Origin of the sequence: Providencia sp. 2.29 (assembly GCF_015832305.1) — a bacterium.
Taxonomy (GTDB): Bacteria; Pseudomonadota; Gammaproteobacteria; order Enterobacterales; family Enterobacteriaceae; genus Providencia; species Providencia stuartii.
Genome location: NZ_CP065420.1, coordinates 3,173,328 through 3,196,539 on the forward strand (window position 1 = coordinate 3,173,328; position 23,212 = coordinate 3,196,539).

Consider the following 23,212-nt stretch of genomic DNA (forward strand, 5'->3'; position numbering starts at 1 on the left):
CCTTTAGGTAAATTTACAGTTAACTATATATGGTTCACAATATCTTTTATTAATTTTGGCCCATTATATATAAAACCAGAATAAATTTGGATTAATGATGCACCCGCGTCCATTTTTTCTCTCGCAGCAGTTAATGAGTCTATACCACCCACTCCAATAATAGGTAACTGCCCTTTTAATTCACGAGAAATGATCCGAATAACCTCTGTGCTTTTTAGTTGCACTGGGCGTCCACTTAAACCGCCAGCTTCATTACAATGATTTAAACCTTGAACTAAAGAACGATCTAACGTGGTATTGGTTGCAATCACACCATCAATATTATGTCGAACTAAGCTATCGGTAACTTGGATTATTTCTGCTTCGGTCAGATCCGGTGCAACTTTAACCGCAACAGGAACATATTTTTGATATTTCGATTGTAACTCCAGTTGCTTGGCTTTTATGCCACTTAATAAATCATCCAACGCTTCGCCATATTGCAAAGTGCGTAAACCTGGCGTATTTGGTGATGAAATATTAATAGCAATATAACCGGCATGTGCATAAACTTTATCCATGCAAATTAAATAGTCATCCTTGCCTTGTTCCACTGGGGTGTCTTTATTTTTACCGATATTAATGCCAATAACCCCACCGTAAGTTGATTTTTTGACATTTTCAACAAGGTTATCAACGCCTTTATTGTTGAACCCCATACGATTAATCAGTGCTTCCGCTTCCACTAATCTAAACAATCTAGGCTTATCATTACCTGATTGCGGCCGTGGCGTCACCGTTCCAATCTCAACAAAACCAAAACCCATTGCTCCAAAAGCATCAATACATTCACCGTCTTTATCTAAACCCGCAGCTAGGCCAAGTGGATTTTTAAAAGACAGTCCCATACATTGAACAGGTTTAGTAGCAACAGATTGGCGGAGAAGGAATTTAAGCGGGGAATTATTTAAACATTGAAGCTGCCGAAACGTCAGTTCATGGGCTTTTTCTGGGTCGAACTGGAATAGAGCCTTGCGGGCAAGGTGATATAACATATCCAATAACCTATTTCTGTCTATACCCACCATATTTTAAGTTGTAAGCACAGCGATAACACTTGCTGCCGACACCTCAAACTATTTTGTGTATAAAGCGATTAAAAGACACAATGTTCCGCGCGTCAAAACACTCAACAAATGAAATTTGCTGAGGCCATTTTTAACAGGGATACATTTTCATCCGATAAAACGCGACATAGATTACCCTATTTTACGCCTTTTTTTCTATAAAAAATTCATTTATTCGCTACTTGCAAACCAAAGTTGCCTTAATCGGCAATTGAACCGTTGCTGTCAATGGAATAGCACCGCATACAACCTAATATGATTGCCTGATTTAAAAGAAAAAGCCCTTGAAACGACGTTCAAGGGCTAACAACACAGCTAATATCAGTAAAGAACTTAGCTTTCGAGCGCTTTCGTCACTTTTTCGAACAGATCACCTGAAAGGTTATCCAACGCTTTGAGTTGCTCTAACGTATTGCGCATCAGGCCTTGGCGTTTATCGTCAAAACGTTTCAAACGGATCAACGGTTCAATCAATCGCGATGCGACCTGTGGGTTACGTGTATTTAAATCCACGAGGATCTCATACAGGAATTGATAGCCGCTACCATCTTTCGCATGGAAAGCTGACGGGTTACCGGAGGTAAACGCCCCAACCAAAGAACGCACACGATTTGGGTTGCTCATACTAAATGAACGGTGATTCAGCAAGCTACGTACTTTCTGCAAGACATCCGGAGCAGGGCTAGTACCTTGCAATGTAAACCATTTATCCATCACTAGGCCATCGTGGTGCCAACGCTCATCAAAGGCCGTCATTAATGACTCTAGGCACGGTAACTGAGACTCACTCGCCGCCGTTAATGCGGCTAAAGAGTCGGTCATATTATCGGCCGATTTGAATTGTTCTGACACTAATTTGTCTGCGAGTGCTTGATCATCGCCTGCTGCAATATACTGTAAACACACGTTACGTAATGAACGTTTCGCAATATCGCTGTGGTCAACACGGTAGCCATCAATTTTAATCGATTGATAAACCGCGAGGAATTCATCAGCCATTGCTGTCGCCAGTTGATGAGCGATAAAGTTAGCAACATGATGGATGGCATCAGGGTCGATAGTTTGGAAAAATTCTGCCATCTCATTTTCAGAAGGCAGAGTCAAAATCAGTGCCGCGAGTGCTGGATCGATGGTGTCATTAAGTAACACTGCTCGGAATGCATCAATCACATGCTCAGGGAGAACGAGCGCGTTGCCCGCCTGATAGTTCGCAACGTTGATCTTCACATAGTTACCGATCAGTTGCTGAGCTGCATCCCAACGTGAGAACTCATTACTTGCATACTGCATCAGAAAAGCGAGTTGCTCATCACTGTATGGATAGTCCAATTTAACTGGCGCAGAAAATTCACGTAGTAATGATGGCACAGGGCGGCTTGGCACATTATCAAAAGTGAATGTTTGTGATGCTTGCGTAACATTCAATACAGCGTTTACGCTACTGCCAAGATATTGCAGAGGAATAACGGCCCCATCTTCACCATACAACTCAATATCGAGTGGAATGTGTAACGGCTGCTTTTCTGACTGATCCGCGGTCGGAGGTGTCATTTGGCTCACATGCAGCACATACTGTTGCTTTTCAGGGAAGTACTCATCACGAACCGTTAATACAGGTGTCCCTGATTGACTGTACCAACGACGGAATAACGAAAGATCCACATTCGAAGCATCTTCCATCGCTTGCACAAAGTCGTCACAGGTTGCGGCGCTGCCATCATGACGATGAATATACAGTTGCATACCCGCTTGAAACATTTCTTCCCCTAGCAGAGTATGGATCATACGAATAACTTCAGCCCCTTTTTCATAGACCGTTAGCGTATAGAAGTTATTCATCTCGATCACTTTTTCAGGGCGAATTGGATGAGCCATTGGGCTTGCATCTTCAGCAAACTGAGCCGCACGCATCACTTTGACATTATTAATGCGATTGACAGAGCGAGAGCCAAGATCTGAACTGAACTCCTGATCACGGAAAACGGTCAAACCTTCTTTTAGGCTCAGTTGGAACCAATCGCGACAAGTGATACGGTTACCTGTCCAGTTATGGAAATATTCATGACCGATAACAGATTCTATATTTAAGTAGTCTTTATCGGTTGCGGTTTCATTTTTAGCGAGCACATATTTTGAGTTAAAGACATTCAGCCCTTTATTCTCCATCGCGCCCATATTAAAGAAATCAACCGCCACTATCATGTAGATATCAAGGTCATATTCAAGACCAAAGCGATCTTCATCCCATTTCATGGCATTTTTTAGGGATTGCATCGCCCATGGTGCACGATCAAGGTTGCCTTTATCAACAAACAACTCTAATGCGACCTCGCGGCCTGTGCGCGTCACGAAAGTGTCGCGAAGAACATCAAAATCCCCCGCAACTAACGCAAATAGGTAACTTGGTTTAGGGAACGGATCTTGCCATTTCACCCAATGGCGCCCATCATCGAGTGTCCCTTCGGCAATACGGTTACCATTCGATAGCAAGTAAGGATAGCGCTGTTTATCGGCGGTAATTGTCGTCGTATAACGCGCTAACACATCCGGCCTATCCTGATAATAAGTAATATGGCGGAAACCTTCTGCTTCACATTGAGTGCATAATGCATCCCCTGAAACATATAAGCCTTCTAATGCTGTGTTTTTTTCAGGGCTGATTTCATTCACTATGCGTAATGTGAAAGCCTCAGGCAATGATGCCAATATCAGCTTACCATCTTGCTCTTTATAATCAGTCCAAGGCTGACCATCCACTTCAATAGAGACCAATTTAAGGTCTTCACCATGCAGTTCCAGTGTAGATGAGGCTGGGTTAAGGCGTTTGACTTGGCTAATTGCCGTCACGACGGTTTTTGCGGGATCGAGGATAAAATCAAGATCAATTTCAGAGATAGTATAATCAGGTGCTTGGTAGTCCTGACGATATTTCGCTTGTCGCAATTGGGTCATATGAAACCTTTTTTATTCGTTAATTCGATATAGTCGTTTACCAATTCTTCTTTATATTACTATACGCTGCTGCAACATAAATGCTATATGAGAAACACTCTCATCATACTATGTTAACGATTTATGACTATCAGCATCGATAAATGTTAACAATTGGTTTGTTCGTTGATGCTATAACGCTGTTAAATAGAAAATTACGTGTTAGTATCGTTTCATGCTCAATGACTGGCAATGAGTATATTAACGCTTGTTAATCAACTCTAATCGCTAATGTGCCATTCTGGTCAATGACGTATACTCTAAATCATTCGAGAGCCATGGCAAATAGGCCATAACCGTCACCGATAAGCCGACAACTCGAAATGTGATGAGTATAAATAAATATTGGAAATGCTCACAGACACAAGAGTGATGCAATAAGGCTTCTATCTTCTGTCAAAGTGAGTATACTTTTCCAACTTTAACGATTTAGCTAATAAGTAGATAGCTCCGCGAGGACGCCTGCGCGCCATGAATTTAGACGCTACCCCTATTATTACATCACTGCTTGACACTGATGCTTATAAGCTTCATATGCAGCAGGCCGTATTTCACCATTACAGCCAAGTACCGGTTGTCGCCGAGTTCCGCTGTCGTAGTCGTGAAATTCTAGGTGCCTATGCCGATGAAATCCGCCAGCAAGTCCAATTGATGGCTCACCTTTCACTCACCGATGATGAGGCCAACTATTTAAAAGAGCTTCCTTTTTTCAAAGACGATTATCTTGCATGGCTAAAAACGTTTCGCTTTAAACCTGAACAGGTCAATATCACCACTGCGGATGATGGGCAGCTCGCGATTCGTATTAGTGGCCCATGGTGCGAAGTGATTATGTGGGAAGTTCCCCTCCTCGCCTTGATCAGTGAAATAGTTCAACGCGATAGGCATCCACAGGTGACCCAAGAAGATGCCGTTACTCAATTGAAAAAATTACTGACGGTATTTTATGATCAAGCGGCCGAAAACCATATCGACCTTAGCCGCTTTAAACTCATGGATTTCGGCACGCGCCGCCGTTTTTCCTATGATGTCCAATCTGCTATCGTCTCCTTGCTTAAAGAGGAGTTCCCTTACCTTGTGGGCACAAGTAATTACAAACTGGCACATAAATTAGGGCTAGCCCCCGTCGGCACCCAAGCCCATGAATGGTTCCAAGCGCACCAACAAATTAGCCCTGAGTTAGCCAATAGCCAACGTGCTGCACTCCAAAGTTGGCTTGACGAATACCCCGACCAACTTGGCATTGCATTAACGGACTGTATCACGATGGATGCATTTTTGCGTGATTTCGATGATAACTTTGCGAAGCGCTACCAAGGATTACGCCACGATTCAGGGGATCCTATTGAATGGGGAGAGAAGGCCATTGCGCACTATGAGAAATTAGGCATTGACCCAATGACTAAGACGCTCGTGTTCTCAGATAGTCTCGACTTACAAAAATCATTAGAGCTGTATCGCTATTTCCATAAACGCATTAACCTTGTGTTTGGGATTGGCACAAGGCTCACTTGCAATATTCCCGGTGTCGTACCTCTGAATATTGTGATCAAATTGGTTGAATGCAACGGCAAACCCGTCGCGAAATTATCCGATAGTCCGGGTAAAACCATTTGTGAAGACGATGAGTTCGTTAATCAGCTTCGCAAAGCGTTTGATCTTCCTAAAATGGAAAAGGCTTGCTAATTTGGCGATGCACTGTGTGATACCTTAATGGGAATAGGTATCACACCAATTCCCCTTTCAGCGTACGCAATAACACGATAACTTGTCGCTTAATAATATATTTGCTTGCTATTCTAACCCCAACTAGGTTATAGCTAGAGGCTATTGCACTTTTTGGTACAAAAGTATCGATTTTTTACTTGTTTCCTGCCTCACGGCAAGTAACATAGAACTTTAACCTTGAAATAGAGAATTTCGGGAAAACAAATACTTTCATTGGTCTATAAGATGAAAAATGACTTATTTAGCCCAGTGAAAATGTCATCGTTAATTTCGTTTATATAAAAGAGAGTAATTTTTATGATCGTAGCGCCTGTAGTCGATGTACTGCAAGGCCGTGTGGCGGTTGGCTCTGAAGTCACCGTTCAAGGCTGGGTACGTACAAGGAGAGATTCAAATGCTGGTTTTTCTTTCCTCGCCGTTTATGACGGTTCCTGCTTTAACCCATTACAGGCTGTCATCAATAATAATTTACCTAATTATAACGACGAAGTCCTGCATTTGACGACAGGCTGTTCTGTTGAAGTCACGGGGATCGTGAAAGAGTCACCGGGCCAAGGCCAATCTTTCGAATTAGAAGCAACAGCCGTTAACGTTGTTGGTTGGGTTGAAGATCCGGATACTTACCCTATGGCTGCAAAACGTCATAGCGTTGAGTACTTACGTGAAGTCGCACACTTGCGTCCTCGTACCAACTTAATTGGTGCGGTAGCTCGTGTTCGCCATACCCTCGCCCAAGCGCTGCATCGTTTCTTTGATGAGCAAGGCTATTTTTGGGTTTCTACCCCAATTATTACAGCTTCTGATACCGAGGGTGCAGGTGAAATGTTCCGTGTTTCTACACTGGATTACAACAACCTGCCACGTAACGACAAAGGCGAAGTGGATTTCAGTGAAGACTTCTTTGGTCGTGAATCCTTCTTAACCGTATCCGGTCAATTAAACGGCGAAGCTTATGCCACCGCATTAAGCAAAGTCTATACCTTTGGCCCAACATTCCGTGCAGAGAACTCAAACACCAGCCGCCACTTAGCGGAGTTCTGGATGGTAGAGCCAGAAGTGGCCTTTGCTAGCCTAGACGATGTTGCGGGCCTTGCTGAGCAAATGTTGAAGTTTGTCTTTAAAGCTGCGCTGGATGAGCGCCGCGATGACCTTGAGTTCTTCGCTCAACGTGTCGACAAAGAGGTTATCAACCGCCTTGAAAGCTTCGTTAATTCAGATTTCGCTCAAGTTGATTACACTGACGCAATCAAGATCCTTGAAACCTGCGGTAAGAAATTTGAAAACCCCGTTTACTGGGGGGTTGATATGTCTTCTGAGCATGAGCGCTATTTGGCTGAGCAACATTTCAAAGCACCTGTGGTTGTTAAAAACTATCCTAAGGACATTAAAGCTTTCTATATGCGCCTTAACGAAGATGGCAAGACAGTGGCAGCAATGGATGTACTCGCCCCCGGTATTGGTGAAATCATCGGTGGTTCACAACGTGAAGAGCGCCTTGATATGTTAGACGCGCGTCTTGAAGAGCTTGGAATGAACAAAGAAGATTACTGGTGGTATCGTGACCTACGTCGTTACGGCACCGTGCCTCACTCAGGCTTTGGCCTCGGGTTCGAGCGCTTAGTGGCTTATGTAACAGGTGTCGGTAACGTCCGTGAAGTGATCCCATTCCCACGTACACCACGCAATGCGGCATTCTAATCACTACAGCTTTTCCAAATAAGCTTCCAATATCGAGCCTATCATGGCTCGATATTTTTTATCACCGTCATTCTTTTTAGTCGATTTGCGAAATACATCACAGCGTTACCAACTGAGCACAATTTCTGCACCCTTTTTAAATTGATTTAGCTTAGATCGGAAAATTCCGCTTTTTTCATCGTTTTTTGTTTTCTCTATAAGCAAATCTATCACTTATATTTATCTAAGCTGTTCAAAAAAAGTTCAATTTGACCTTTAAAAAAGTTCCCTAAATTTTGTAATTATTTTTAAACTGGTCATACCTGTGGTTATTTTTCACTCTATTTTTTACATTTTGAAACACCTTGTTACCATTTGTTTCAGAATCTTTATTTTTGTAGCACTTTGAGGGTAGATAAATTTATTTACCAATGGAACACTGGACGCCGACATAGACGACACTAATCTCTCATAAATAGTTCCAAATTTTTTTGAGAATTATTTTTGGCAGTGGCAGGTGTCCGAATAACACCAATGAGGGTAATAATAATGATGAAACGCAATATTCTTGCAATGGTTATCCCAGCTCTGTTGGCTGCAGGCGCAGCAAACGCAGCTGAAGTATACAACAAAGACGGCAACAAACTAGACGTTTACGGTAAAGTTGACGTTCGTCACTATTTTGCTTCTGCTGATAAAGGTAAGAAAAGTGAAGATGGCGACGACTCACGCGTTCGTTTAGGTGTTAAAGGTGATACTCAAATCACTGACCAACTGACTGGTTTTGGTCGTTTTGAGTGGGAAACTAAGACTAACAAAGCTGAAAATGAAGGTGAAAACAAAAACCGTCTGGCTTACGCGGGTCTGAAATTTGCTGACTTCGGTTCAATCGACTACGGCCGTAACTACGGTGTAGTATACGACACGAACGCATGGACCGACGTGTTCCCACTGTGGGGCGCGGACACTATGGCTCAAACTGATAACTTCATGACTAGCCGTAACCGTAACCTGTTAACTTACCGTAACAACAACGCATTCGGTTATGTTGATGGCCTGAGCTTCGCTCTGCAATATCAAGGTAAAAACGGCGACAACAACAAGTCAAGCGCTGATATGGCTAAAGACAACGGTGACGGCTACGGTTTCTCAACTGCGTATGAGTTAGGCTGGGGCGTAACTCTGGGTGGTGGTTATTCTAGCTCTTCTCGTACTCCAAACCAAAAAGCTGGTGTAGTTACATCTGAAGGTGATTCTTACTACAGCGCAACTGGTAAACGTGCTCAAGCATGGAACGTTGGTGGTAAATTCGACGCTAACAACGTTTACTTAGCAGCTATGTACGGTCAAACTCAAAATACATCTCGCTACGGTGACCTTGATCTGATCGCTAACAAAACTGAAAACGTTGAATTAGTTGCTCAATACCTGTTCGACTTCGGTCTGAAACCATCTATTGGTTATAACCAATCTAAAGGTAAAAACTTAGGTAATGGTTACGACAACCAAGATCTGGTTAAATACATCTCTGTAGGTTCATACTACTACTTCAACAAAAACATGTCTGCAGTTGTTGATTACAAAATCAACCTGCTGAAAGACAACGACTTCACTAAAGAATACGGTATCAACACTGATAACGTTCTGGGTCTGGGTCTGGTTTACCAGTTCTAATTATTGTTTAAACAATAATTCAGACAACAGTGAAATCTGTTTTGAAAAGCAACGCTTCGGCGTTGCTTTTTTCGTCTGTATAGCGAGCTTGCACAACCTATTGTCTTTCCACCTTTTAGTTACCGCTAAGCCATTAAATCTCGCATAAAAATCAATTCTTAAGTTAATCTGTGGGGAAGTAAGTGAAAACCGCTGTATTTTGTGCGATTAATGGTCATATCCCATGCAATTTATACCTGCATCACAAGATCTTGCCAATTTTTAGTAAAACGGTTGGCAAATTGTTTTCTGCGCGTTAACCTGAGCACTCAACATTTTCGGCTTAACAACTGAGCTTTGGAATCGACAACATGTTTGAAAAAATTACTGCTGCCCCTGCTGACCCTATTTTAGGCCTTGCTGATAGTTTCCGTGCTGATCCTCGTGAAAACAAAATTAACCTCGGTATCGGCGTCTACAAAGACGAGTCGGGTAAAACCCCTGTTTTAGACACTGTAAAAAAAGCAGAGAAATTCCTGCTTGAAAACGAAAATACCAAAAACTATCTTGCCATCAGTGGGATGCCAGAATTTGGTCGTGTCACCCAAGAGCTGTTATTTGGTAAAGAGCATGAAATTGTCACCTCTAAACGCGCTCGTACTGCACAAGCGCCTGGAGGTACGGGTGCCCTACGTATTGCCGCTGACTTTATCGCTAGTCAAACCAATGCTAAACGTGTTTGGATAAGCAATCCAACATGGCCAAACCACAAAAATATTTTTGAAGCCGCTGGCTTAGAAGTGTTGACTTACAACTACTATGATGCCGCAAGTCATGGTATGGACTTTGATGGTATGCTCAACAGCTTATCTTCTGCGGTAGCCGGTGATGTTATCGTTCTGCATGGCTGCTGCCATAACCCAACAGGTATCGACCCAACAGCTGAGCAATGGGCTAAACTCTCTGCCCTATGCGCGGAGAAAGGTTTACTGCCAGTATTTGACTTCGCTTATCAAGGCTTTGCTAAAGGGTTAGATGAAGATGCTGAAGGGCTGCGTATCTTTACCCAACAAAATCCAGAAATGATCGTCGCCAGCTCTTACTCTAAGAACTTCGGCTTATATAATGAGCGTGTCGGTGCCTGCACCATTATTGCGAAAGATAGCGATAATGCAGAGCGTGCGTTTAGCCAAGCAAAAGCGGTTATCCGTGCTAACTACTCAAACCCACCAGCACACGGTGCAGCCGTGGTTACGACCATTCTTTCTGATGACGCACTAAAAGCAGAGTGGATCCAAGAGCTGACCTCAATGCGTGAGCGTATTAAACGTATGCGTCAGTTGCTGGTGAATACACTGGAAGAAAAAGGCGCTAAACAGGACTTCAGCTTCATTATCAACCAAAATGGTATGTTCTCCTTCAGTGGCCTCAATAAAGAGCAGGTAGAGCGCTTACGTAGCGAATTTGGTATCTATGCAGTTAGCTCTGGGCGTATCAACGTCGCAGGTTTAACGCTGGAAAACATGGTGCCACTGTGTGAAGCCATCGTAAAAGTACTGTAATGGCTTAACACGATAAAGTTTTTACAATAATAGAACGCCTCTCAATAAATTATGAGAGGCGTTTTTTCTTTTAAATAACAGAAAACTAGCTCGATAAAATCACAGAAATAGCCATGTCCCAACAGGTTGGGGCATGGCTTCATAGGGTGAAAGCAAGCTTAGATGGTGATTAAGTCGTCATCACCAAACAGGAAGATCATCCTGCAAAAATGGATTGGTTTTGCGCTCATGACCAAGATCTGACATTGGCCCGTGGCCTGGGATAAACTGATAGTCATCCCCTAAAGGTAGAACCTTGTTTTTGATTGAAGCAATCAACGCCTGATGGTCTCCACGAGGGAAATCACTGCGCCCTACCCCCCCTTTAAACAGCACATCCCCCATTGAGATAAGTTTATCTGCATGGTTAACAAAAATAATGTGGCCAGGGGTATGACCGGGGCAATGCAATACATCAAAGGCCATCGATCCACAATGAACAGTCTGCCCCTCTTCTAACCAATAGTCAGGGGTGAAGCTAGGACCACCTTCAATATTAAACATCGCATGTTGCTCTGCTAACGCTTCAATCCAAAAAGCATCTTCTTTTTGTGGGCCATAAATAGGGGCTGAAAAGTGCTTAGAAATGATAGCCGTTGCACCGATATGATCAGCATGCCCATGTGTGAGCAGAATTTTAGTGAGTTTTAAACCACGCTCTTCGATAGCGGCAATGAGTTTTTCAGCTTCACCACCGGGATCGACTATCACTGCTTCCATCGTATTTTCATCCCAAATCACCTGACAATTTTGCTGAAAAGGGGTGACTGGGATAATCATATAGTTCATTAAGCAATCGCTCCGTAATCTGTTTTATTTATACCCTAAATACTTCAAGAAACAGCGCAAGGCAAAGTAATCCCTGCGAGTGCGGTGACTTGAAGTACGCTGAGCATAGGTACAGATTACCATGTTCTTGCCGGACCTGTATCAATATGGATGAAATTACTTTTTGGATAATAACCAACGCCGCCAGCTCTCATTTTCAGTGCCGCTTTACGGATATGGCTCAATTGTATCCCTTCGATATGGAAGTCCATTGCTTGTCCACGAGTATGGTAACTCTTTTTCGCCACCCCCGAGCTGCTACGGCGCAAGGCATTATTTGTTTCAAGTGAACGGTAACCTGAAATCAATTGAATAGGCTTATTCGACCCTAACATAACCTGTAACATATAAATTTGGTCGAATAACTTAGGATCAATGGTTTTGACTTTATCGCAACGGTAATCACGGAATAAGTGATTTAATCGAGCTAACTCAGATTTGTTATAATGGCGTCCATCAAAAAACTCTGTTTTTAAAAATTCCCCAGTATTGAGGTTTTGAAAACGCAAAATTTTTGGTTTAGGCGTCGTCATAGCAGCAAAAACATGGCTAGGCAATAAACTCAGCCCAAAAGCGGCTGCACCAGCACCTAACCACTTGCGGCGATTTTGGTCGATAATATCCATAGATGGTAACTCAAATTTCAATGGGTTAAACATACCCAGCCGTTCGAGCTACAACTTAGCGGCTAACTTCTTTCGAATCACTTCATTGCGCGCCTAGCTGCATCTCGAATGAGAGAGTATAGGAACAAAATTTATACTATTGTTCAGTCTAACAAATGATATTTAACTTTAATGTATAAAAATGTAAAGAAATAAGTAAATAAGCGCAAATTTGGCATATTTACGCCAAAAGAGTGAACTTGGTCACTCATAATAAACAGAATATCTTCTTGTTATTGAGTAATCATTGAAAATATAGGTTTTGATACTTAAGTGTAACCCACTATCAACTAATTATTAGTGATAATAGAAATATCAGGGAGGAAACCTCCCTGATATCACATTTAATGTAAGATGTTTTTTATTACGGGTAAATATTTTTCAGCATTATTGATACTATTATCATATTGGTAAATATCAGCGCGGTACTGAGGCTGTTGCTCTTTGTCTACCCACGCCGTTTGATAATAAAGATAAACGGGGATCCTATCCGGAATATTCACATAACGCGTACTTCCTGCTTTTACTGCACCATCAATACGCTTTTGCTCCCACCCTGCATCACCTAACAAGATACTGGCTAATTCGCTAGCTTTATTTACCCGTACGCACCCTGAACTGATAGCACGTGCACTCCGATTAAATAAGCTGTGGTTCGGTGTATCATGCAGGTAGATTGCATCCGAACTTGGCATATTAAATTTATAGCGGCCTAATGAGTTGGTTGGCCCCGGTGCTTGGCGGATCCGATAAGGGAAATTCGCTGGAGTGATCACATCCCAATTGATGGAGTAGGGATCAATCTCAAAGGAGTCTTCCCCCCATCCGGAATAGACCGTGTAACCTTTGCGGCTAAAATAGCTAGGATCCTGCTTCCCTCTTGGTGCAATGTCTTTACGAGCCATGCTGGTAGGCACGCTCCAAGGTGGATTGATCACCACATTATTTAATGCACTGCTCATTATTGGCGTTTTACGATCAGGCCGGCCAACAATCACTTTCGAATCTAAAATCACTTCATCATTTAGGAAGAAATTTAATGAAAATGCAGGGATATTCACCAAGATCCCAGTGCCATTATTTTCAGGAATAATACGTAAGCGTTGAATATTCAACGCCATTAGCCCTGCTTTTTGCTGAGGTTTCATATTCAGCCAAACTTTGGTGCCTTTCCCCACCATACCGTCAGCTTCCAAGCCGTAGCGCTGTTGAAATTTTTTGACAGCTTCAACTAGCTCATCACTATACAAACGCGCTTGTGCGGTCGCTTTGGCGATTTCTGCATCTGGCGCTGCGGCATCTAACTCTGTATTAATCGCCGTTTCATCAAGTAGCCCTTGGCGATACAAGATCTCACGTAAAGCGATAACATCATCACTCGATTGACCCGGTTTTAGGGTTTTGGTATCCACTAAAGCCAACCCATCGTCATCCATTTTTAGTTGCCTCAACATTTCTTCGCGCATAGGCTGATACAGGGAATGTTGAGGCGCTTGTAATTTGACCCATTCATTAAGGCGATTTTCAGCGGCGGCATCCAACCATGGCTTCATTTGCTCTGCCGTAGGTGCCGCTATTTTGTAAGGCTGTTTCCGGTATAGCCAAAATTGTCCATTAGCTGAAACACCAGAAAGATATTGTAGATAACCCAACATGGCATCAGACAAAATCACATCACGGCCTAATTCGCTCAACTGAACATGTTCAAGGGCGGCTAACCACTCATTAAATTGAGGTTGTACCCCTGAAAGTGCCAGCTCCGCCAGTTGTTGCTGAAACTGTTCGATAGCCGTTTCATCTTGCCATAACAGTTTCATCTGCCGATCTGCATAAATCTTCGCGAGTTGTGAAGAAAAAACAGGTTTTATATCGGCAGGTAATGCTCCCGTAATTTGCGCTAAACTTTCAGTTGGTGTGATAGTCGCCACAGGGGCTGCCACCACCTCTTGCTGCAATGGCGCTTCTTCTGTCAAAATTAGCCCATTGTCTTGCGCTGAAAATACAGGAAGTTGTATCGACAACAGCCCACAAATTACCGAAAGTTGCAGAGCTTTCACTCTTTTCTTTGCCATAAATCCACCTTAAGTAACCACATGGATAACAATCATTTTTTATTATATTGAATATTAATTGTATTTAATTTCGAAAAGAATGTTATAGGAATTGGCTAATTTTGTCTTTAAATAACGCGAAACGATTTTACGCTTAGCCATTAAAACAGAATAAATACAACCAATGAAAAATAGACGTATTTACTGCTAAAATACCTAAAAACAAATCATAAAAATGAAATAATAACTAGATTGTTAAATTAAATATGACTTAAGTGTGATAGTTTCCTCTTTACACCTCTTTTGACTATTTCATGGCGAATGATACATTTACCTCTTATGAGTTAATCTTTGTGAGATACTAAAAAAGGCGCCAGGCGCCTTTATATTATTCATATTATGTCGATTAACCTAATTAATATTCAGAGTTAATCACAACTTCTTCACCAAATTGCCCTGCTTTAGGTAATGGTTGGTAGGAGGAGTTTGCGGCACGTAAAATACGAATACCACGGATATTTAATTCACGAGCTGCGGCAATATCGGCATCAGCATCACCATAATAAATTTTTAATTTATGGTCACGCATCCAACTGACTTTATTATTTTGTCCCGGTTCATCCCCCGCAAAAATGACTGGGTTCATTTTATCTGCCGGGATACCAAGCCCTTCTTGTACATATTGGCTAACGGTTTCTGTTTTTGTCTTCGTGCGGCCAGTAATAAAGTAAACAGTATCACCACGTTTTAGATGCATTTGGACTAACTCGATGCCGACTTTTTTAGGCATGCTGAATTTATCCCATTCATTATTCATCTTTTCCCAAAATTCCCTATTTTTGAGATAACTAAAATCATTTGGAGAATATTCTAGTTTACCGCGATAAAAACCAGGACTGGAAAAAAGTACGGTATCATCAATATCAAAACCAACAGCCATAGGAGCTTGGCCTTCAAGGCTATTTTTAATTTGCTCAACAGAAACCCAATGAATTGGTTTCTGTTCAGCTAACTCTGCCACAGTTACCCCTGGGCTAACAACGTCTGGCATTAATACTTTTGCCTGTGACGTTGCCGTAAAGCTGAATACTAACGCGATGGCACTTAGGGTCAATGTCGTTTTTTTCATGTTGGATCCTTACTGATTTATTGACGATGCAGGCATCATGAAAGCAAGCCATAATTATACGAAATATAATTTATTTGGAATGCATCACAAGAATTCAGATAATAATGTCTTTTCTCTCATAAAAATGAGATTAATGTCTCATAGTGACTTTCTTATTCCGATCCAATTAACCACTATTCAGTAAATTTAACTTATGCGGATTTTTATTAAAAAAAAACGGCATTATTTCTAACGCCGTTTTTAGTGACTTAAATAGGTTAATTACCCTTGAGGCAATTGTGCTTGTGAACTTGGGTTATCTTGACCAAACCCTTTTAATCCAACAACGTGTACATGCTCTCGATTATCAAACACTTTACGAACCAATTTATAGGTCGTTCCTTTTTCAGGACTGATATTCTCAGGTGCTGCAATAATCAGCTGCATTTCTAACCGTTCACACAGCTCAAACAAGGTGGCGATAGATTTTGCATCCAGTCGAGCGGCCTCATCAAGGAACAGTAAACGGCAAGGAATGATATCTTTTGCACGTAAGCGACGTGACTCCTCTTCCCAGCTTTGCACCACCATAACCAATATCGACATCCCTGTACCAATCGCTTCACCTGTCGATAATGCACCACTTTCCGCCTTCAACCACCCATCAGATCCGCGGTTAACTTCAACTTCAAGTTCAAGGTAATTACGATAATCAAGTAACTCCTCACCGATAGTTTGCGGTAAGCGTTGCCCCATATCGATTTGTGGGTTCAAGCGTTGATAGAGCTTAGCCATCGCCTCAGAGAAGGTTAAACGCTGGCTGGTGAACAGGTCTTGATGCAATTCGCTCTCTTCTGAGAGCACCGTCAATAACAGAGAATGGCTTTCTCGAATATTGACATTCAAACGTACCCCTTTCACCTGACCAAACGCAACGGCCTGCAAGCCTTGGTTCAACATGCGAATACGGTTCTGTTCACGCTGAATGGTCTTACGAATAATGTTAGCCACACTCTTCGAACTGATCGCCAGTTTTTGCTCACGAGCCGTTAGCTCTTCTGTTAATCGAGCCAACTCAATTTCCATTTGCTCAATCGCATCGATGGGGTCATCAGTACGAATGATATCTTGACGAATACGCTCGCGAAGATGCTGATAAACAGCAATAAAGAATTGGATCTTACGCTCTGGGCGTTTCGGATCTTCAGATAAACGCAGTACATCACGTAAATGTTCATTATCTGCTACCGCTAAACGTAACGCCCCCAAAGCCTTATCCGACATTGAGCGTAAACTATCACCGTCGGTATAAGCCAATTCTCGACGGTGTAAACGCCGCTCAACACCATTGTCTTTCACCAAGCGCATGACAGCACACCAGCCAGCCTTAGCCGATACCACTTGTTCGCGCAATAGATAATAATCTTTCTCTAACTTGCGAATACGTTTTTGCAAGTTTTCCATTTCCGCTTCACATAAGGTCTGCTGTTTTTCTAGCTGGTTAATTCGGCTACGATTCGCCATGACAGATTGATGTAGCTCATCACGACGAATACGTGCACGCTCTTGCGCATCAGGATCCGCTTTAACACCAATATCCTGCATTTCTGCTTCTAGCTCTTTTAACATCTCTTGTTTGGTATCAAACGAGCTGCGAAGCGACGCTAAAACTTGATTGAATTGTGCTGATTGTGATTGCTGCTGACGTAACTGCTCACGAGCGCGGCTTCTTTCATTTTCAGCTTGCTCTAAGCGTTGGCGGAGTTTTTCGTTAAGGTCGGCATTCTCATTCACCATCCCCGTCGAATCACTGTAGCTAAAGTGGGCGCGACGCTGCACCACTTCCACCAAGGCAAAGGCCTGTTGTTTCGCGATTTGCTGACTATGTTTCGCATTCTCATAGTCTTGACGTAGCTGATCATGTTGCTCAGGGTCACTCAATAACGCGGTAACGATAGGCTCTAGTTTTGCTAACGCCTGACCATGTTTATTTAAGAAATGGGCAGCTTCTTCTGCTTCTGAAAGCTCATCTCGAATTTCGTCAGCGCGATCCGCTAGCGTTTCATCCATCAATAACCCAACTAAAGGTAATAGTCGGTTTAATGCAGATAGAGACTCTTTACCCATTGCAAACTGTTGGCGCTGTTGCTGAGTTTGCTCTTCAAACTGAGCCAAATTACGCTCTATCTCAGTACGTTTTTGGTTTAAGGTGCGGATTTCGGCTTCGGGGTCGGCTTCAAAAGCTACCGAAATATGTTGACCAATAAAACGACTAAAAGCTTGATGTGCACGTTGAATTTTTTGTACGTCAAACGAGAGCGTTGCGTAGCGCTCAGCTAAGTTATCACGCTCTAGTGTCAATGCTTCTAAGCGTGTTTCACGGGCTGCTCGGCCAAATAAGGGCACTTCCGGATAACGAGAAAAACGCCATTGCCTATCTGACGAGCGTACTAATACCGCATTTTCAAACTCTTCTGCATCGAAAACACTGTCATCGAAGGATTGGGGATCCCCTTCAATAAAGTAAACATCTTCTGGGCAATCTTGCAACGTTTCTAATTGGCTGCGCACCACCGAAAGGTCTTGAACAACAATCCCATTTCGAGCAGGACCATACAGCGCCGAGAAATAAGGGGCATCTTCAATGGTGATATCGTCGTAGATTTCCGATAACAACACCCCACCAAAACGCTCTGCAAGGGCAAGTAAACGGCCATCTTCCGCACCACTAGGTTGACTGAGGCGCTCAATTTGCTTCTCTAATTCGCGACGTTGGCTCGCCACCTCGTCACGCTCAACGGTGATTTCCCTTTCCTGTTCAAGCAGTTGCTGCATGTACTCTGTAACAGCACCACTTGATTCAAATGATTGTTTGGCTTGTTCGTTAAGCTGAGTCAACGCTTCTTGTGCCATTAACCATGCAGGCGCTTTAGCCGTTAATACTTGAATGCGTTGACGAATTTGCTCAAGCTCTTGGCGCATCTGCATACGACGTTCGCCGCTTTCGTTGACACCAACACTTAATTCTTCTTGCTGCGCTTCCAACTCGGCCATTAGACCATCTAATTCATCTGGCTCATAGCTTTTGTTATGTCGCTTACAAAATTCGTTTAATAAGCGCTCTGCATTTTGCTGACTGTCTAAGCGTTGTTGTAATTCAGCGAGTTGCATGCGCAATGGTTGCACTCGCTCTGCCAAATGTTGCTGTGAAGACCAATCGCGTAATAGCGCCCTTGCTTGCTGGTAAGCCTCGCTACGACTGACTTCACCTACCATACTTTTAACAAGTTGGTACGCTTGCTCAAACTGACTGTGTGCCGCATCCGCAACACTGATTTTTTGTTCTAATGTCAGTAACGCTTCTGTGGCCTGCTGCTCGCGAGCTTCAAAGGTTTCTAACCACTCGTCTGCATTTTCTATTGATAAGTCAGGTAATTGGCACAATTCACGCGCCCGAGTCAGTGCCTGCAATGCTTGCTGATATTGAATAGCTCGGGTTTGCTGGACATCAAGCGCCTGCTGATAATCAGCCAACTGGCTTTTTAATTCATCAACTTCAATTTCAGCCGCTTCAGCACGTGCTTCAAACTCTTCTTGGCGCTCTGTCGCCTCAGCAACCACTTCCGACTGCTCTTCAAGACGGAAAGTCAGCTCTTCAATATCGGCTTGGTAGCGATCGATTTTCTCTTGCTGACGCAATGCCGTCTGAACAAGGTTTAAATGGTCATTTGCAGCCTGATAATCAGCCTCTAAATCAGACGATGCATTATTTTGTTCGTTCAATTCGCGGGCAATTTCAACGCTACGAACTTGCTCTTGCCTCAACTGCTTACGGCTCGCCAATAGTTCACTACGCGCTGCCATTGCTGAATCAAGGTGAATACGTCGTTCATTGGAGTGACGCATATAATCGGCTGACACATAATCTGTAGCTTGGCTGATCAGATGTTTGAATAAATCACGATCCGATTGGGTTACGCGGATGGCTTCTAGTGTCAGGCGGTTTTCACGTAGCGCAGCTTCCATGTCTTGGAAAGCCTTACGTACTCCACTGTTTTCTGGCAATAAATAATCACGTAGCGAGCGAGTGATGGCACTAGAGATCCCGCCATACAATGACGCTTCAATCAGACGATAATATTTGCTACGGTCACTGGCTGAACGTAAACGCTTCGGTAAAACACCGAGTTCAAACAGGACTGAATGGTAATCCGTGATTGAGTTGAATTGCTTAAAGTGGAGGCCTTCTTGCTGTTCTAAACGCTCTTTTAATTCGTTGAGAGCGATAACTTTTGCTTGGCGCCCATCCACTATTTCGGTCAAAACTTCGGTCGGTACTGTCGCGATTGGCACACCTTGGATCATGAAAGGTTTAATATCGACTTTCTTATCACGACCCGCAACCTGTTGCAGCCTCACCCCAACAATGACGCGCTGATGTTTAGAGTTCAGAACATCCAAAACAGCATAACAGACACCCGGGCGTAGCTTACCGTGTAAGCCTTTATCACGTGAACCTGTTGTTGCCCCTGCTTCGGTGGTATTACGGAAGTGCAGCAAGGTGAGATCGGGGATCATTGCGGTAATAAATGCCGCCATCGTTGTTGATTTACCTGCACCATTTCCCCCTGACAGCGTGGTCACCAGCTCATCAAGGTCAAAAGTACGCGCAAAAAAACCGTTCCAGTTAATCAGCGTCAGTGAGCGAAACTTCCCGCGTTCAATCATACTTGTTCATCCTCATCACTCTCAGCCGCATCTTGGTCTTCGTCTGTCTCTTCATCTTCACTATCCTGTAAGGATAACCCTTCTTCGAGGGAGATGGCCTCACCGTCACGGATCATACGTAATTGGGCTTCTTGAACGTTATCACCACTACGAACGTCAGCACCGAAACGGAATACCGATTCAGAAATAATAAATCTGTTCGAGTCGTTTTGAATAAAATGTACCATGCCTAAACGACGTAAGCGGTTCAGGGAGGTTCTCAGCTTTTCTTGTAGCTTTTGCTTATCCAAATCAGAACCGGTTGAGCGTTGATTAACAAATTTCAATAATTTGCTTTCATCCGCCAACGATAGTAGCTCTTCAAATAGCTCTTGGGCGGTAAAAATGCCTTGGTTAGTCAATCGTTCAGGACTTAAGTAGAGATAGCAAAGAATTTTCCCTACCATCATATCCAGCTCAGATAATACCGAGCGTGGGATCAAAGTTGTTGAACGGGGACGTAAATAGAAAAAGCCTTCCGGTGCCCGAATCAGTTCCACATTGTAGCGTGCATAAAATTGCTCTAACACCTCTTGAAAATCCATCAAGAAGGCATGGTTATCAAGGTCATCAATACTAATATGACGCCCTGAACGCAATTGACTATCTAGCTCTGGGAAAATGGGGTTGGCCAATGCCTGAGCCAGTTTAACTGGCATAAATTGTTCAATATTTGTCGATGACATGTGCCTGCACCTTGGCTCCGTAATCATTAATTGCTAGCCACTCTGACGGCAATCCCGCCAAATCAGCCTCTGCGATACCTAATTTAACAGCCTGATCAATAATAATGCGTGTCACATCAAAGTGACGTTTCTGTGGATACTGCGTTAAGTACTCTTGTACGACTCGGGCAACATCCAGTGGCTGTTTTTCGCGTTTATAGAATGCCAGTTCCGCTTCCATAAGCTCGGCTAACCGATCGTTCACCTCGCTAAACTCTTCAAATTCAAGGTCTGGAGGCAATTCCCCCATCACCTCTTCATCGTTCAAGGCCAACTCTTCGTCACGCATATCAAATAGACGGTCCGCATTCGCGTAAGTCAGCGCCCATGGGCTATCGAGATATTGTTGAACGGATTGGCGTAAACGCTGCGAGAAAATACGGTTTTTATCCATATCAATTGCAGTACGGATAAATTTATGGACATGGCGGTCGTAACCAATCCAGAGATCGATAGATTGTTGACCCCAACTAACAATGCGGTCTAATTTGTTTTGCAAATCGTAAACTAGCCTATCCACCATATCGGAAAAGACTGGCGCATTCATATTCGCTTCTTGAATACGTAATAAATTCGCCTGTAATTTATCTCCGGCGGCTTCTAACGTATCCTGAAGCTCTCGCAATGTACCGGATGTCTCTGATAACAGCTGTTCACAGTTTGCGATAGCGGCCTGCCAATCTTGGTTGAGTAATGCCGCAATATCTTCTTTGATACTATTTTGCTGCTCATCCATCACGCGCTGAGATAAATCAATGCTGTCGAATATTTCAGCCACTGAATATTTCAGGGGGGCGAATACAAAACGGTGCCAATAAAATTCATCGCCGCCTTCTTCGGCTGCCTCTGCTGCCCTTTGTAGCTCACCTGCCACAATGGATAGCTGCATAGACAACCTTAATGTAGAAAACTCACGCTGACGAATGTAGTAGTCGCTTATTCCAATACCAAGTGATGTCAAACGGTAAATGGCGTTACCTTCTGTAATATCACTGGTAAAACGGTTAAATATTTTCTGGCGAACCATATCATTGATGGCGTTGTTCGCCCTGACAGATAATGATTCCGTGGTCTGTTCAAAACCTTTACACACTTCACGGAATGCATCAATCAACTCCCCTTCATTCATTTCACCGTTAACGCGTTCGCTGTTTAATACCGCAACCGCCAGCAAGAAAGCTAAGCGCTCTGGAGGCAGTGAAATCGAAAAATCATTTTTTCGTGCCCAGGACACGAGTTCAGGGACGGTCTGGGAAAAATCACTCATAAATCGTCCTTTATTATTGGTTTTCGTGCCATGACATGAATATAACGCCCCATGCTGATGTAGGGTTCCTGACGACAATATTGTTGTTCTAAAGCCAAAAGCGCCGGAAAATCTTTTTGCTGTAACTGCCGACTTTGCAGGTAGTCATGAAAGACTCTGACGCCACTTTTGCCAATAATCTCCATTTTGCAATCAGACAACCATTCATCGACTTGTTGTGGTAGTAATGGATTTTGTGGCGATAATGAACGTTTACGTCGACGTTGGATATGCGGTGTAGCAAGATGAAAATTACCTAAAATCGCGTTTCGCATTACTAAACCATTTGCATTATAGAACATGACAGAAAATACGCCTTCTGGCCTAATTATATCTACCAACTGTTCAATTGCATATTTCTGTTCACTAATCCATTCAAGTACCGCATGAAATAGCACTAAATCAACCGTACCTTCAATATGTTGGCGAATATCTTGAACGGCACAATGAATAAAACGCATATTTTCGCTAATCCCTTGTTCTTCGGCAAGTTCATTAGCGCGTTCAAGCATTTCTTCGGATAAATCGCAAAGTATGACCTGATGTCCCATTGCCGCCAGTTTGCGCGAAAAGTGACCTTCGCCACCGCCTGCATCTAAGATACGCAATGTTTGCCCATTAAACTGAGATAAAATCAATTGGGTTAGATCTTGCCAAACAACCGCTTCGCGTATTTTACCTTTTGTCGTGCCATAGATATTTTTTGCAAATTTATCAGCAATATCATCAAAGTTGCGGTCTACCATGTATTATCCGGTACTCTTTAAATTAGCCATTCATGCCTGTTAACACAACGCCACCTTCCCAGCAAATGTTAAAATCAGCCAGTTCTTATTTCGCCGTTAATGAAATAAGATCAAATCCAGAATATGATTCAATATTAATTCGGCTAAAATAACGCTGTACATCTGCTTGATGTTTAAGGCTGCTGAAACCTAAATGATATACGCTCAATAACTCGATGTGCAGGGTTTGAACCGCTAGGAGCATCGATAGCTCTGTGACT

General features: G+C 43.0%; 14 protein-coding genes. 4 read left to right on the plus strand and 10 right to left on the minus strand.

Translation table 11 applies throughout. The features are described 5' to 3' along the window. Positions 1-23: 23 nt before the first annotated feature. Together pyrD and pepN are read right to left on the minus strand one after the other, a co-directional pair. Positions 24-1,034, minus strand: coding sequence for a quinone-dependent dihydroorotate dehydrogenase (pyrD, locus tag I3B46_RS14890; protein ID WP_014657940.1), 1,011 nt, complete (start codon positions 1,032-1,034; stop codon positions 24-26). A 405-nt stretch (positions 1,035-1,439) separates the two neighbouring features. After that, complete coding sequence (pepN, locus tag I3B46_RS14895) at positions 1,440-4,058, minus strand: aminopeptidase N (protein WP_088498589.1); 2,619 nt, start codon at positions 4,056-4,058, stop codon at positions 1,440-1,442. 510 nt (positions 4,059-4,568) lie between these two features. Here pepN and pncB point away from each other — a divergent pair. The 4 genes from pncB (at position 4,569) to I3B46_RS14915 (ending at position 10,717) form a co-directional block, all read left to right on the plus strand. Next, a complete protein-coding gene (gene pncB, locus I3B46_RS14900) occupies positions 4,569-5,783 on the plus strand; it encodes a nicotinate phosphoribosyltransferase (RefSeq protein ID WP_004918176.1) in 1,215 nt (404 codons plus the stop codon). Positions 5,784-6,122: 339 nt separating this feature from the next. Then, a complete protein-coding gene (gene asnS, locus I3B46_RS14905; protein WP_004918174.1) occupies positions 6,123-7,523 on the plus strand; it encodes an asparagine--tRNA ligase in 1,401 nt (466 codons plus the stop codon). A gap of 528 nt (positions 7,524-8,051) precedes the next feature. Then, the gene (locus tag I3B46_RS14910) at positions 8,052-9,176 is read left to right on the plus strand and encodes a porin (protein WP_272577612.1); all 1,125 of its coding nucleotides are present in this window, start codon (positions 8,052-8,054) and stop codon (positions 9,174-9,176) included. Between the two features lie 350 nt (positions 9,177-9,526). After that, positions 9,527-10,717 (plus strand): amino acid aminotransferase, encoded by a 1,191-nt coding sequence (locus tag I3B46_RS14915; RefSeq protein WP_004918170.1) that lies wholly within the window; start codon positions 9,527-9,529, stop codon positions 10,715-10,717. A 180-nt stretch (positions 10,718-10,897) separates the two neighbouring features. Here the strand turns inward: I3B46_RS14915 and I3B46_RS14920 are convergent, their stop codons facing one another. The 8 genes from I3B46_RS14920 to cmoM all read right to left on the minus strand — a co-directional run bounded on the left by I3B46_RS14920 (position 10,898) and on the right by cmoM (position 22,952). Beyond that, complete coding sequence (locus tag I3B46_RS14920; protein WP_036943623.1) at positions 10,898-11,545, minus strand: MBL fold metallo-hydrolase; 648 nt, start codon at positions 11,543-11,545, stop codon at positions 10,898-10,900. 116 nt (positions 11,546-11,661) lie between these two features. Then, a complete protein-coding gene (locus I3B46_RS14925) occupies positions 11,662-12,210 on the minus strand; it encodes a YcbK family protein (protein ID WP_014657936.1) in 549 nt (182 codons plus the stop codon). A 383-nt stretch (positions 12,211-12,593) separates the two neighbouring features. Then, positions 12,594-14,321 (minus strand): L,D-transpeptidase, encoded by a 1,728-nt coding sequence (gene ldtD, locus I3B46_RS14930; protein WP_104873366.1) that lies wholly within the window; start codon positions 14,319-14,321, stop codon positions 12,594-12,596. Positions 14,322-14,715: 394 nt separating this feature from the next. Then, positions 14,716-15,429 carry an acid phosphatase AphA gene (gene aphA / locus I3B46_RS14935; protein ID WP_004918158.1) on the minus strand — a complete coding sequence of 238 codons (714 nt, stop codon included), beginning with the start codon at positions 15,427-15,429 and terminating at the stop codon, positions 14,716-14,718. Between the two features lie 261 nt (positions 15,430-15,690). Further along, on the minus strand, positions 15,691-20,136 hold the full coding sequence (gene mukB / locus I3B46_RS14940; RefSeq protein ID WP_053110292.1) for a chromosome partition protein MukB: 4,446 nt from the start codon (positions 20,134-20,136) through the stop codon (positions 15,691-15,693). After that, positions 20,133-20,861, minus strand: a complete 729-nt coding sequence (gene mukE / locus I3B46_RS14945; protein ID WP_004918154.1) for a chromosome partition protein MukE — start codon at positions 20,859-20,861, stop codon at positions 20,133-20,135. The genes mukB and mukE overlap by 4 nt, the downstream gene beginning before the upstream one ends. Next, positions 20,842-22,167, minus strand: coding sequence for a chromosome partition protein MukF (gene mukF, locus I3B46_RS14950; RefSeq protein WP_014657933.1), 1,326 nt, complete (start codon positions 22,165-22,167; stop codon positions 20,842-20,844). The genes mukE and mukF overlap by 20 nt, the downstream gene beginning before the upstream one ends. Beyond that, entirely contained in the window at positions 22,164-22,952 is a 789-nt protein-coding gene (gene cmoM / locus I3B46_RS14955; protein ID WP_004918152.1) for a tRNA uridine 5-oxyacetic acid(34) methyltransferase CmoM, read from the minus strand. The genes mukF and cmoM overlap by 4 nt, the downstream gene beginning before the upstream one ends. Positions 22,953-23,212 lie beyond the last annotated feature (260 nt).

Coding starts and splice junctions, on each gene's coding strand:
- mukE (WP_004918154.1), bottom strand. CDS start 20,861: ATGTCATCGACAAATATTGAACAATTTATGCCAGTTAAACTGGCTCAG.
- mukB (WP_053110292.1), bottom strand. CDS start 20,136: ATGATTGAACGCGGGAAGTTTCGCTCACTGACGCTGATTAACTGGAAC.
- I3B46_RS14910 (WP_272577612.1), top strand. CDS start 8,052: ATGATGAAACGCAATATTCTTGCAATGGTTATCCCAGCTCTGTTGGCT.
- pepN (WP_088498589.1), bottom strand. CDS start 4,058: ATGACCCAATTGCGACAAGCGAAATATCGTCAGGACTACCAAGCACCT.
- aphA (WP_004918158.1), bottom strand. CDS start 15,429: ATGAAAAAAACGACATTGACCCTAAGTGCCATCGCGTTAGTATTCAGC.
- asnS (WP_004918174.1), top strand. CDS start 6,123: ATGATCGTAGCGCCTGTAGTCGATGTACTGCAAGGCCGTGTGGCGGTT.
- pyrD (WP_014657940.1), bottom strand. CDS start 1,034: ATGTTATATCACCTTGCCCGCAAGGCTCTATTCCAGTTCGACCCAGAA.
- ldtD (WP_104873366.1), bottom strand. CDS start 14,321: ATGGCAAAGAAAAGAGTGAAAGCTCTGCAACTTTCGGTAATTTGTGGG.
- I3B46_RS14925 (WP_014657936.1), bottom strand. CDS start 12,210: ATGGATATTATCGACCAAAATCGCCGCAAGTGGTTAGGTGCTGGTGCA.
- mukF (WP_014657933.1), bottom strand. CDS start 22,167: ATGAGTGATTTTTCCCAGACCGTCCCTGAACTCGTGTCCTGGGCACGA.
- I3B46_RS14920 (WP_036943623.1), bottom strand. CDS start 11,545: ATGAACTATATGATTATCCCAGTCACCCCTTTTCAGCAAAATTGTCAG.
- cmoM (WP_004918152.1), bottom strand. CDS start 22,952: ATGGTAGACCGCAACTTTGATGATATTGCTGATAAATTTGCAAAAAAT.
- I3B46_RS14915 (WP_004918170.1), top strand. CDS start 9,527: ATGTTTGAAAAAATTACTGCTGCCCCTGCTGACCCTATTTTAGGCCTT.
- pncB (WP_004918176.1), top strand. CDS start 4,569: ATGAATTTAGACGCTACCCCTATTATTACATCACTGCTTGACACTGAT.